This window comes from Allobosea sp., assembly GCF_035999205.1.
Taxonomy (GTDB): Bacteria; Pseudomonadota; Alphaproteobacteria; order Rhizobiales; family Beijerinckiaceae; genus Allobosea.
The window spans coordinates 122,649-134,584 of sequence record NZ_DASYHA010000021.1; the positions used below are offsets into that span (position 1 = coordinate 122,649).

Sequence of the window (11,936 nt, forward strand, 5' to 3'; positions counted from 1 at the left end):
CGCGGTCGCATGTCTGCGGCGCATTGCTTCGCGCTGCACCGCGCACGGGATGCCAAGCGGAGAGCTTATTCCGGCCGCAGCAGGACGTGCTTCTTCTTGCCGAAGGAGAGCTTGACCGCGCCTTCCGCCGTGAGGTCGGCGAGGCCGAGCAGCGCGCGCTCGTCGGTCACGACCACGTCGTTCACGCGCAGACCGCCCGCCTTGACCTGGCGGCGGGCCTCGCCCGTCGAGGGCACGAGCCCCGCCTTGACGAAAGCGGTCAGGACGCCGACGCCCGGTTCGATCTCGGCCCGGTCGATCGCGACGCTCGGCAGGTCGGCCGCAAGCGTGCCTTCCTCGAAGGTCTTGCGGGCCGTCTCGGCGGCGGCCTCCGCGGCCTCGCGGCCATGCACGATCGCGGTGATCTCGGTGGCGAGGATCTTCTTCGCCTCGTTCAGCTCGGCACCGCCGAGCGCGGCGAGCCTGCCGATCTCGTCCAGCGGCAGCCGCGTGAACACCTTGAGGAAGCGGCCGACATCGGCGTCCTCGGTATTGCGGAAATACTGCCAGAAATCATAGGGGCTGAAGACGTCGGCATTGAGCCAGACCGCGCCATTGGCGGTCTTGCCCATCTTGGCGCCGGAGGAGGTCGTCAGCAGCGGTGTCGTCAGGCAGTAGAGCTGCGGCCCGCCCATCCGGTGCGAGAGATCGACGCCGTTGATGATGTTGCCCCACTGGTCGGAGCCGCCCATTTGCAGGCGGCAGCCGTAGCGGCGGTTGAGCTCCGTGAAGTCGTAGCCCTGCATGATCATGTAGTTGAATTCGAGGAAGGACAGCGACTGCTCGCGGTCGAGCCTGAGCTTCACCGAGTCGAAGGAGAGCATGCGGTTGACCGAGAAATGCCGGCCGACATCGCGCAGGAACTCGACATAGTTCAGCTTCAGGAGCCAGTCGGCATTGTTGGCCATCATCGCGTCGGTCGGGCCGTCGCCATAGCGCAGGATGCGGCCGAAGACCCGCTTGATGCTTTCGATGTTGGTGGCGATCTCCTCGACCGAGAGCAGCTTGCGCTGATCGTCGCGGAAGGAGGGGTCGCCGACCATGGAGGTGCCGCCGCCCATCAGCGTGATCGGGCGGTGGCCGGTCTCCTGGAACCAGTAGAGCATCGTCAACGAGATCAGGTTGCCGATATGGATGCTGGTCGCGGTCGCGTCATAGCCGACATAAGCCGTCTGCGTTCCCTGCCGGCACAGAGCATCGAGGCCCTCCGCATCGGAGACCTGATGGATGAGGCCGCGCTCGTCGAGAACGCGCAGGAAATCGGACTTGTAGGTGGTCATGGCGGCTTGCGATCTGATGGAGGTCGTTCCGCCGTCGTCTAGAGCATGTTCCGCGAAAGTGGAAACCGCTTTTGCGCCAAAGGCGCCCTTGGGGTCATCCCGGGACGCGGTCGAGCCACAATCCGGCCCGATCACGAGGTCGGGGCGGATCGACGATGTCTCGCGACAGCCCGAGATCGCCTAGTGCGCGCGCATCGAGGAGCGCGAGCGGTCTATTCCGGAATGCGACGCGGAATCCGCGCCGCAGGACTGTGAGCCAGCCCTGCAGGAGGGAAGCATCGCCCCGGGGAGCAAGCGGCGCCGTTTGCGGAAGACAGGTCATGATCCGATCCTCGGAGAGGCGGGCGGTGTCATCCGCCGCATGAGGTCGAATCTGGCGGAAGCGCTGCTCCGTCACAAAGCGGAAGATTGCTGCCTGCCATTAAGAGGGCTTATGCTTCGGCATGCCCGTCCCGTCCTCGCCGCTGAAGTTGCCACCGCTTGCAGCCGTCCGGGTCTTCGAGGCGGCGGCCCGCCATCAGAATTTCACCCGCGCGGCCGACGAGCTCGGCATGACGCAGGCCGCGGTGAGCTATCAGATCCGCCTGCTAGAGGACCGCGTCGGGGCGGCGCTCTTCGTCCGCCAGCCGCGGCAGGTCGTTCTGACGCCGCTGGGGCAGCGCCTCGCCGGGCCGGTCACCAAGGCGCTCCGCGACATCGGGACGGTGTTCGGCGAGATCTGCGAGGAGAACCAGACGGTCCTGACGATCTCGGCCCTGCAGACCGTGGCCATCACCTGGCTATCGCCGCGCCTGGCCCGGTTCCAGGTCGAGAACCCTCAATTCGACGTGCGGGTCCGGACATCCCAGCATCTGGTCGATTTCGCCACGGAAGCGGTCGACATGGCTGTGCGCTATGGGCCGGGCGGTTGGCCAGGGGTGACGGCGGAGAAGCTCTTCGACTGCCACTATGCGCCGCTCTGCACGCCGGAGCTGCGCGAGCGGCTCGGGCTTCGCGAGCCGGCAGATCTGCTGAATGCACCGCTTCTCAGCCCCGGTGATACCAAGTGGCGGACCTGGTTCGCCGATCTCGGCATCGATTCCTGGTCGCCGGCCGGCAGGACGACGATGACCCTCGACATGCAGGCCATGAGCATCCAGGCGGCGCTGCAAGGCCATGGCGTGGCGTTGGCCGCGCCGGAACTGTTCGCCTATGACATCGCCGCCGGACGGCTCACCTTTGCCGTCGGGCACGCCATTCGCTCCGACTGGGCCTATTGGGTCGTCTATCCGCAGGAGCGCCAGCGCGAGCGCAAGATCAGGCTGTTCCGCGACTGGATCCTGGCGGAAGCCGAGGCCGCGCGCATGACGCTTGCCAGGATGGCGGGAAGCCGGGGGATGACGGTCCCGGCTCCCTGAGGAGCAGGCTCAGACCTGCTCCTGCTCGCTCTTGATGATCTCGGGACCGACCATCCGGTCGAGATAGGCGCCGACCTGCTCCATCAGCACGTCGACCTTGCCGTCGAAGAAGTGGTTGGCGCCCTCGACCACGGTGTGCTCGATCTGGATGCCCTTCTGGGTCTTCACCTTCTCGATCACCGCCATCACCTCCTTGACCGGAGCGACGCGATCCTCCGAGCCGTGGACGAACAGGCCGGAGGACGGGCAGGGAGCGAGGAAGGAGAAGTCATAGCGGTTGGCCATCGCCGCGATCGACAGGAAGCCCTCGATCTCCGGACGGCGCATCAGGAGCTGCATGCCGATCCAGGCGCCGAAGGAGACGCCGGTGATCCAGCAGCTCTTGGCCTCGGGGTTCAGCGCCTGCATCCAGTCGAGCGCCGCGGCAGCGTCCGAGAGCTCGCCCGCGCCATGGTCGAAATGGCCCTGGCTGCGGCCGACGCCGCGGAAGTTGAAGCGCAGCGCCGAGAAGCCGCGGTTCACGAAGGTGTAGAACAGGTTGTAGACGATCTGGTTGTTCATCGTCCCGCCGAATTGCGGGTGCGGGTGCAGGATGATGGCCAGTGGCGCGCCGCGCTTCTTGGCGGGCTGGTAGCGACCCTCGATCCGACCGGCGGGTCCGTTGAAAATAACCTCGGGCATTGTCTCGTCGCCTTTTGTTGGGTCGGGGTCGCAAAGAGGCGGTCAAAAGACGGACATCGCGCCGTCAGATAACCCGTTCGCCCTTGACGGCCCCGCCGGTCGCGCCCTACATCAGGCGCTTAGAATGGTTCTAACGGCCGTGAACAAGACGGGAACATGCGAGCAGGTCGCCACATTCGGCGATGCCGCTGCCCCGGCCAAGGCCGGTTCGGACGGGCGGCTATAGCACGGCGCAGGGGTGCGAATTCAAGCATTTCGTGCCGGCTGCCTTCTTGAGGCCAGATTGGGAGCAACTGGGATCGTGATCGCCTCGGCGCGCGCCTATCTCGACCATAACGCCACCACCCCGGTTCGTCCCGAGGTGGTCGAGGCGATGGCGCGCGCGCTTGCGATGCCGGGCAACCCCTCATCCGTTCATGCCGAGGGCCGGGCGGCCCGTGCCACGCTGGAGCGGGCGCGCGAACAGGTCGCCGCCCTGGTCGGCGCCAAGGCCACCCATGTCGTCTTCACCAGCGGCGGCACCGAGGCCAACGCCACGCTGCTTTCGCCCGGGCTGATGGATTGCGATGGCGGTCGTGACTGCGTCCGTACGCCCGCCTCGCTCTTGCTCCATGGCGCGACCGAGCACCCGTGCGTGCGCGACGGCCATCGTTTCCCGGCGGCCGCAGCCGAGGTGATCCCGGTCGATGCAGACGGGCGCGCCGATCTCGCCTGGATCGCCGCCCGGCTGGAGCGCTTCGCGGCCGATCATCCGGGCGCCCGCGCGTTGGTTTCGCTGCATCTCGCCAACAACGAGACGGGCGTGATCCAGCCCATCGCCGAGGTCTCCGCGATCACGAGGCGCTTCGGGGCGCTGCTGCACAGCGATGCGGTGCAGGCCGCCGGCAAGGTCGCGCTCGACATCGAGGCGCTGGGCGTCGATGCGCTGACGCTGTCGGCCCACAAGATCGGCGGCCCGAAGGGCATCGGCGCGATCGTGTTCCGGACGGGAGCGCTCGAACTCGCCGACAAGCCAATTCGTGGCGGCGGGCAGGAGCGCGGCTGGCGCGCCGGGACCGAGAACGTCCCGGGTATCGTTGGCTTCGGTGCCGCGGCTGCGGTTGCGGGAGCCGCGCTCGCAGCGGAAGCAGGGCGCCTCGCCGCCCTGCGCGACCGGCTGGAGGAGGGGCTGCTGGCGCTCGCGCCGGATACGGCGATCTTCGGCCGTACCGCGCTGCGCCTGCCCAATACCGCCAACTTCGCGACCCCCGGGCTTACGGCCGAGACGACGTTGATCAAGCTCGATCTTGCCGGCGTCGCGCTCTCGTCCGGCTCGGCCTGTTCGTCCGGCAAGGTCAAGCGCTCGCATGTGCTGACCGCCATGGGCGTCGACCCCGCCATGAGCGCAGGGGCCTTGCGGGCGTCCCTCGGATGGACCACCTCCGAGGCCGAGATCGACCATTTCCTTGCGGCCTACGCGAAAGTGCTGGCCGCGCAACCCGATCGGAGCGCTCGGGCGGCCGCCTGAACGTTTCCGCACTACGAAGACCAAACCGGCGGGCCTTGAACCCGCGACTGGAGAATAGACATGGCAGCGGTCCAGGAGACCATCGATCAGGTCAAGTCGATCGACGTGACCGAATACAAGTACGGCTTCGTCACGGAGCTCGAGGTCGAGAAGCCCGCCAAGGGGCTGACCGAGGATACGGTTCGCTACATCTCGGCGCGCAAGAACGAGCCGGAGTGGATGCTCGAATGGCGCCTCGACGCCTTCCGCCGCTGGAAGACGATGACCGAGCCGGCATGGTCGCGGGTGCAGTACCCGCCGATCGATTACCAGGACATCTACTACTACGCGGCCCCGAAGAAGGGCGCCTCGCCGAAGTCGCTCGACGAGGTCGATCCGGCGATCCTGGAGACCTACAAGAAGCTCGGCATTCCGCTGCGCGAGCAGGAGGTGCTGGCCGGCGTCGCCCCTGAGAACCGCGTCGCGGTCGATGCCGTGTTCGACTCGGTCTCGGTTGTCACCACCTTCAAGAAGGAGCTGGCCGAGGCCGGCGTGATCTTCTGCTCGATCTCCGAGGCCATCCAGGAGCATCCCGAGCTGGTGAAGAAGTACCTCGCCACCGTGGTGCCGGTGACCGACAACTATTTCGCGACGCTGAATTGCGCCGTCTTCACCGACGGCTCCTTCGTCTACATCCCCAAGGGCGTGCGCTGCCCGATGGAGCTGTCGACCTATTTCCGCATCAACGAGCAGAACACCGGCCAGTTCGAGCGCACGCTGATCATTGCCGACGAGGGCTCCTATGTGAGCTATCTCGAGGGCTGCACCGCGCCCAAGCGCGACGAGAACCAGCTCCATGCGGCTGTCGTCGAGCTGATCGCGCTGGACGATGCTGAGATCAAGTATTCCACGGTGCAGAACTGGTTCCCCGGCGACGCCGAGGGCAAGGGCGGCATCTACAACTTCGTGACCAAGCGTGGCGATTGCCGCGGCAAGCGCTCCAAGATCTCCTGGACGCAGGTCGAGACCGGCTCTGCGATCACCTGGAAGTACCCGTCCTGCATCCTGCGCGGCGACGGCTCGCGCGGCGAGTTCTACTCGATCGCGGTGTCGAACGGGGCGCAGCAGGTCGATTCCGGCACCAAGATGATCCATCTCGGCAAGAACACGACCTCGAAGATCATCGCCAAGGGCATCGCGGCCGGCAAGTCGGACTCGACCTATCGCGGCATGGTCTCGGCCCATCGCAAGGCCATCGGCGCGCGCAACTTCACCAATTGCGACTCGCTCTTGATCGGCGACCAGTGCGGCGCCCACACCATCCCCTATATCGAGGCCAAGACCGGCACGGCGATCTTCGAGCACGAGGCCACCACCTCGAAGATCGGCGAGGACCAGATGTTCTACTGCCAGCAGCGCGGCCTTTCCGAGGAGGAGGCGGTGGCGCTGATCGTCAATGGCTTCGTCAAGGAAGTGCTGCAGCAGCTGCCGATGGAGTTTGCCGTCGAGGCGCAAAAGCTGATCACGATCTCGCTGGAAGGCTCGGTCGGCTGAGTGCCGTCACGGTCGGGCTCGTTCCGACCGGCCACGCCTTTCTACTCAACGCTCAAGTCGTGGATGCTCGGTACAGGGCCGAGCATGACGCGGCAGAAATCCGGACCTGAAACAATGCTCGAAATTCGCAACCTCGTCGTCAAGATCGCCGACGAAGACAAGCAGATCCTCAACGGCCTGAACCTCACCGTGAACGACGGCGAGGTCGCCGCCATCATGGGCCCGAATGGCTCCGGCAAGTCGACGCTGAGCTATGTCATCGCCGGCAAGGAGGACTATGAGGTCCTCGACGGCGAGATCCTGCTCAATGGCGAGAACGTGCTGGAGATGGAGGCCGATGCCCGCGCCGCTGCCGGCATCTTCCTCGCCTTCCAGTATCCGCTGGAGATCCCCGGCGTCGCCACCATGACCTTCCTCAAGGCGGCGATGAACGCGCAGCGCAAGGCGCGCGGCGAGGCCGAGCTTCTGACGCCGGACTTCATCAAGGCGGTCAACGGCGCGGCCGACAAGCTCGGCATCGCCCGCGACATGCTGCGCCGGCCGCTCAATGTCGGCTTCTCGGGCGGTGAGAAGAAGCGCATGGAAATTCTTCAGATGGCGCTGCTTTCGCCCTCCATGTGCATCCTTGACGAGACCGATTCCGGCCTCGACATCGACGCGCTGCGCATCGTCGCCGAGGGCGTCAATGCGCTGCGCGACAAGAACCGCGGCTTCCTCGTGATCACCCACTATCAACGCCTGCTCGACCACATCGTGCCGGATACGGTCCACGTCATGTCGAAGGGCAAGATCGTGAAGACCGGCGGCAAGGAGCTGGCGCTCGAGCTCGAGAAGTCGGGCTATGCGTCCTATGGGGAGGCGGCCTGACATGGGCATCGTCACCCCGCTGAAGACCGCGGCCGAACAGCAGCTCGTCCAGCAGTTCGCCGACATCAAGGCCGAGCTGCCGGGCGGCCCGGCCGTGCGCAAGCTGCGCGAGGATGCCTTCGCCGGCTTCGAGGTTCGGGGCCTGCCGCATCGCCGGCTCGAAACCTGGCGCTATACCGATCTGCGCACGCTGCTGCGCGAGGCCGCCCCGCTTGCGACCGGCCCTCGCACGCTCGACGCAGCGCGGGCGAAGCTCGCCGGACTCGCGCTCGATGCAACGGTCGTCGTACTTGTCGATGGCGCATTCGTGCCCGAGCTGTCCTCCCTGGAGGGTCTGCCCGAGGGGCTCTCCGTGCAGACGCTGGCCGATGCACTCGTCTCCGGTCGTGACGACCTTCCGCGCGTTCTCGCCGGACCGTCCGTCGCCGCCGATGATGCCGGGCTGATGCTCAATGCAGCGCTGATGCGTGACGGCTCCTTCATCGAAGTCGCCGCCGGCGTCGAGCTGGAGAAGCCGCTCGCGATCGTGCGCCTGTTCTCCGGCGAGAAGGAAATCTCGGTCTATGGCCGCTCGGTCGTGCTCGTCGGCGACAGCGCCAAGGCGACGATCGTCGAGATCAACGCCAGCCTCGGCAAGGCGCCGCAGCAGCTCAACGTTGCTCTCGTCATCGAGGCCGGGAACGAGACCGAGGTCGAGCATATCCGCCTGGTCACGGATCAGTCGGAGGGCTCTGTCGGCGTCTTCAGCCTGCTCGCGACGGTCGGTGCTCAGGCCAAGTTCGATTCCTTCGCGCTGGTCTGCGACGCCGCCACGGTTCGCCAGCAGCACTTCGTCCGCTACGCCGGCGAGCACAGCGAGGTCGGCCTGCGCGGCGTCAACCTGCTCGGCGGCACCGAGCATTCCGACGTGACGCTGGTGGTGGATCACGAGGTTCCGCACGGCACCAGCCGCGAGCTCTTCAAGTCGATCATCGGCGGCGAGGCAACCGGCGTGTTCCAGGGCAAGGTGATCGTGCGCCAGCATGCCCAGAAGACCGATGGCGGCATGAAGAGCAATGCGCTGCTGTTGAACGACGGCGCGAGCATGTTCAACAAGCCCGAGCTCGAGATCTTCGCCGACGACGTCGTCTGCGGCCATGGCGCGACTGTCGCGCAGATCGATGGCGAGCAGCTCTTCTACCTGATGGCGCGCGGCCTGCCGCGGCCGCAGGCCGAGGCGCTGGTCCTGCAGGCCTTCGCCGGCGAGGCGGTCGAATTCGTTCAGGACGAGGCGCTGCGCGACGTCGTCATGGCGAAGATCGAAGCCTGGCTCGGTGCGCGTGAAGCTTCCTCCGTGGTGAGTGCCGTCTGATGCCCTACATCAATCTCCAGATCACCAAGGGGGCGACCCGCCAGCAGAAGGCGGAGATCGTCAAGGAATTCACCGAGACACTGGTGCGCGTGCTCGGCAAGAACCCGCAGAACACCCATATCGTGATCCAGGAGATCGAGCGCGAGGATTGGGGCCATGGCGGCGAGCTGGTCGCCGACAAGGCTCCGGCGCCCGGAAAGGCCTGAGCCATGAACGTGCTGGCGAAACCCTATGACGTTGCGGCGATCCGCAAGGATTTCGCCATCCTGGGCCGCGAGGTCTATGGCAAGCCGCTGGTCTATCTCGACAATGCGGCCTCGGCGCAGAAGCCCGAGGTCGTCATCGAGGCGATGACGAAGCTGATGCGCGAGGACTACGCCAATGTCCATCGCGGGCTGCACTATCTCGCCAACGCCTCGACCGAAGCCTATGAAGCGGCTCGCGAAAGCGCGCGCCGCTTCCTGAACGCGGCGCATCTGGAAGAGATCATCTTCACGCGATCCTCGACCGGCGCGCTGAACACCGTCGCATCCTCGCTAGGCCGCCATCTCCAGCTCGGTGAGGGCGACGAGATCATCCTCTCGATCCTCGAGCACCACTCCAACATCGTGCCCTGGCACTACTGGCGCGAGCGTCATGGCGCCGTGATCAAATGGGCGCCGGTCGACGTGGACGGCAACTTCCTGATCGAGGAATTCGAGAAGCTGATCACGCCGCGGACCAAGGTGGTCTCGCTGACGCATATGTCGAACGCGATCGGGACGATCATTCCGATCGCCGAGGTTGCTGCGATCTGCCGCGCGCAGGGCATCCCGCTCGTCGTCGACGGCAGCCAGGGTGCGGTCCACCTGCCGGTCGACGTGCAGGCGCTGGGCTGCGACTTCTACGCCTTCACCGGCCACAAGACCTATGGGCCGACCGGCTCCGGCATCCTCTGGGGCCGCAAGGAATGGCTCGACAGGCTGCCGCCCTATGAAGGTGGCGGAGAGATGATCGTCACCGTCACCGAGGACGAGGTGACCTATAACGACCCGCCGCATCGCTTCGAATCGGGCACGCCGGCCATCGTTGAGGCGGTCGGGCTCGGCGCTGCGCTGGACTACATGATGGCGCTCGGGCGCGAGAACATCGCGGCGCATGAGGCCCGTCTCGGCGCCTATGCCATGGAGCGGCTCGGCGCGATGAACTCGATCCGCATCTTCGGCAAGGCCAGGGAGAAGGGCGCGATCGTCGCCTTCGAGATGAAGGGCGCGCATGCCCATGACGTCGCGACCGTGATCGACCGAGCCGGTGTCGCTGTCCGCGCCGGCACCCATTGCGCCATGCCGCTTTTGGCACGATATGGGGTGACGTCGACCTGCCGGGCCTCGTTCGGCCTCTACAACACCCTGGAAGAGGTCGATAAGCTCGTCGAAGCCCTGCAGAAGGCCGAGAGCCTGTTCGCCTGAGTAGGATTGCAAAGCCATGACCGATACCATTGCCGACGAGATCAAGCCGAACGCGCCTTCCATGGGCGTCGGTTCCAGCCTGCCTCCGGAGGAGATCGACCGCCTGACCGACGACATCGTCGCGGCGCTGAAGACGGTCTACGACCCCGAGATTCCGTCGGACATCTACGAGCTCGGCCTGATCTACCGCGTCGACATCGCCGATGACCGGCAGGTCACCATCGACATGACGCTGACGGCGCCGGGCTGCCCGGTCGCCGGCGAGATGCCCGGCTGGGTCGAGAATGCCGTCGGCGCCGTGCCCGGCGTCGCCTCGGTGACGGTCAACATGACCTTCGACCCACCCTGGGATCAGTCGCGCATGTCTGACGAGGCGAGGGTCGCGCTCGACATGTGGTGAGATCAGATCATCGGAGCGAATATCGTACTCGGTCCGATGATCTAACGCCTTGTTTGGCATCGGCTTTTCTGAAGGCCGCACTACACTTTTCTGGCCGATGCCCTAGACGGCTTCGGCCGTCTCGCGCATCATCGCCGCATGGGCCACACCAAGTGGGACTATATCGTCTTTCCGGTGCTCGCGGCGCTTGCGATCAGCGTGTTCTATGGCGCGTTGCGCCTGGTGGGCTTCTTCGGCCTCGGCATTCTCGGCCTTATCATCGGCTTCATCGCGGTGCGCATGGATCTGGAGCGGGATGCCGCGAGCCATGAGCCGCGCGTGCTGGAAGAGCAGTTCAAGGCGCGGGACCGCATGTCGCGCGCCGAGAAGGCCGATTTCTACGCCGCGCAGCGCGCCCGGCTGAAGCCGCTTTTGATTGCGCAGGTCGTGGCGGCGGGCTTCGTGATCCTCGGCTTCGGCTTCCATTTCCTGCTCTGACGGGCGCCCGCATGGTCTTCGACGAAACCCGTCTCGCCATCGTGCGCAGGGCCTTTGCCCGGCAGATGCTGGCGATTGCCGGCGTCGAGGGTGATATCCGGCTGGAGAACGCTTTCGCGGCCGTGAGCCGCGAGCGCTTCGTTGGACCGCCGCCCTGGACGATGTCGCGCGGAGGTGCCGGCTACCGCGGCCTCGCCTCCACCGATCCGACGATCCTCTATCAGGACATTCTCGTGGCCTTGTCGCCGGAGCGCGGGGTCAACAATGGCAGTCCTTCGCTGCATGCGTATTGGCTGCACGCCGCGAGGCTGCGCGAGGGCGAGAGCGTCGCGCATATCGGCTGCGGCACCGGCTACTACACGGCGCTGATCGCGGAGCTCGTCGGAGAGGGTGGCCAGGTCCTGGCCGTCGAATTTGACGCGGCGCTGGCCTCGCCCGCCGCGGAGAACCTTGCCGATCGCCCGCAGGTGGAGGTGGTCTGCGGCGACGGCGCTGCCCGGCCGCTGGAGCCCGTCGACTGCATCTATGTGAACTTCTCGGTCGAGCGACCGGCTGCTGCCTGGCTGGCGAGGCTGAAGCCGGGCGGGCGCCTGATCTTTCCACTGGGCGTTCCCAATGCCAGACGAAGCGGCCCGCGCGATGGGCGGCACGCACTCCATGGCCTCGGTCTCATGGTCGAGCGCGTCGAGGCCGGCTTCGCGGCGCGCTCGCTCGGCGGCGCCTTTTTCGTCTGCGCGGAGGGCGAGCTCGCGGCCGGGAAGGACGAGCGTGCAGCGCTGATGGCCGCGTTCGAGGGCGGCGGTTCCGAATTCATCCGCAGCCTGCGCTGGAGGGAGCCGCCTTCGCCCGGCCGCTCCTGGTTCATCGGCTCGGGCTGGAGCCTGAGCTATGACGAGCCGGGCGCTTGACCGAGCCGTCCGTCTATCGCCTCATGTGATCGAACGCATTAGGCAGCT

The 11,936-nt window shown here is 66.2% G+C and carries 12 protein-coding genes; 10 read left to right on the forward strand and 2 right to left on the reverse strand.

Going from position 1 to position 11,936, the window contains the following annotated elements; all coding sequences use genetic code 11:
- Positions 1–65: 65 nt before the first annotated feature.
- Positions 66–1,319, reverse strand: a complete 1,254-nt coding sequence (tyrS, locus tag VGN82_RS11225; RefSeq protein ID WP_327527101.1) for a tyrosine--tRNA ligase — start codon at positions 1,317–1,319, stop codon at positions 66–68.
- A gap of 443 nt (positions 1,320–1,762) precedes the next feature.
- On the opposite strand from tyrS, the gene gcvA reads away from it, so the two are divergent.
- Positions 1,763–2,716 (forward strand): transcriptional regulator GcvA, encoded by a 954-nt coding sequence (gene gcvA, locus VGN82_RS11230; protein ID WP_327527102.1) that lies wholly within the window; start codon positions 1,763–1,765, stop codon positions 2,714–2,716.
- Between the two features lie 9 nt (positions 2,717–2,725).
- On the opposite strand, the gene VGN82_RS11235 is transcribed toward gcvA, so the two are convergent.
- Positions 2,726–3,397 (reverse strand): alpha/beta hydrolase, encoded by a 672-nt coding sequence (locus VGN82_RS11235; protein WP_327527103.1) that lies wholly within the window; start codon positions 3,395–3,397, stop codon positions 2,726–2,728.
- A 301-nt stretch (positions 3,398–3,698) separates the two neighbouring features.
- On the opposite strand from VGN82_RS11235, the gene VGN82_RS11240 reads away from it, so the two are divergent.
- The 9 genes from VGN82_RS11240 (at position 3,699) to VGN82_RS11280 (ending at position 11,888) form a co-directional block, all read left to right on the forward strand.
- Positions 3,699–4,904, forward strand: coding sequence for a cysteine desulfurase family protein (locus tag VGN82_RS11240; RefSeq protein ID WP_327527104.1), 1,206 nt, complete (start codon positions 3,699–3,701; stop codon positions 4,902–4,904).
- Between the two features lie 60 nt (positions 4,905–4,964).
- Entirely contained in the window at positions 4,965–6,437 is a 1,473-nt protein-coding gene (gene sufB / locus VGN82_RS11245) for a Fe-S cluster assembly protein SufB (RefSeq protein WP_327527105.1), read from the forward strand.
- Between the two features lie 114 nt (positions 6,438–6,551).
- Positions 6,552–7,304, forward strand: a complete 753-nt coding sequence (sufC, locus tag VGN82_RS11250; RefSeq protein WP_327527106.1) for a Fe-S cluster assembly ATPase SufC — start codon at positions 6,552–6,554, stop codon at positions 7,302–7,304.
- A gap of 1 nt (position 7,305) precedes the next feature.
- Complete coding sequence (locus VGN82_RS11255) at positions 7,306–8,655, forward strand: SufB/SufD family protein (protein WP_327527107.1); 1,350 nt, start codon at positions 7,306–7,308, stop codon at positions 8,653–8,655.
- On the forward strand, positions 8,655–8,861 hold the full coding sequence (locus VGN82_RS11260) for a tautomerase family protein (RefSeq protein ID WP_327527108.1): 207 nt from the start codon (positions 8,655–8,657) through the stop codon (positions 8,859–8,861). Before VGN82_RS11255 ends, VGN82_RS11260 begins: the two co-directional genes overlap by 1 nt.
- A gap of 3 nt (positions 8,862–8,864) precedes the next feature.
- The gene (locus VGN82_RS11265; protein ID WP_327527109.1) at positions 8,865–10,103 is read left to right on the forward strand and encodes a cysteine desulfurase; all 1,239 of its coding nucleotides are present in this window, start codon (positions 8,865–8,867) and stop codon (positions 10,101–10,103) included.
- A 61-nt stretch (positions 10,104–10,164) separates the two neighbouring features.
- Positions 10,165–10,503 carry an SUF system Fe-S cluster assembly protein gene (locus VGN82_RS11270; protein WP_414644282.1) on the forward strand — a complete coding sequence of 113 codons (339 nt, stop codon included), beginning with the start codon at positions 10,165–10,167 and terminating at the stop codon, positions 10,501–10,503.
- Between the two features lie 138 nt (positions 10,504–10,641).
- Complete coding sequence (locus tag VGN82_RS11275) at positions 10,642–10,980, forward strand: hypothetical protein (RefSeq protein ID WP_327527111.1); 339 nt, start codon at positions 10,642–10,644, stop codon at positions 10,978–10,980.
- Between the two features lie 11 nt (positions 10,981–10,991).
- Positions 10,992–11,888: a protein-L-isoaspartate O-methyltransferase family protein gene (locus VGN82_RS11280; protein WP_327527112.1), complete on the forward strand. Its 897-nt coding sequence runs from the start codon at positions 10,992–10,994 to the stop codon at positions 11,886–11,888.
- Positions 11,889–11,936: the final 48 nt, after the last annotated feature.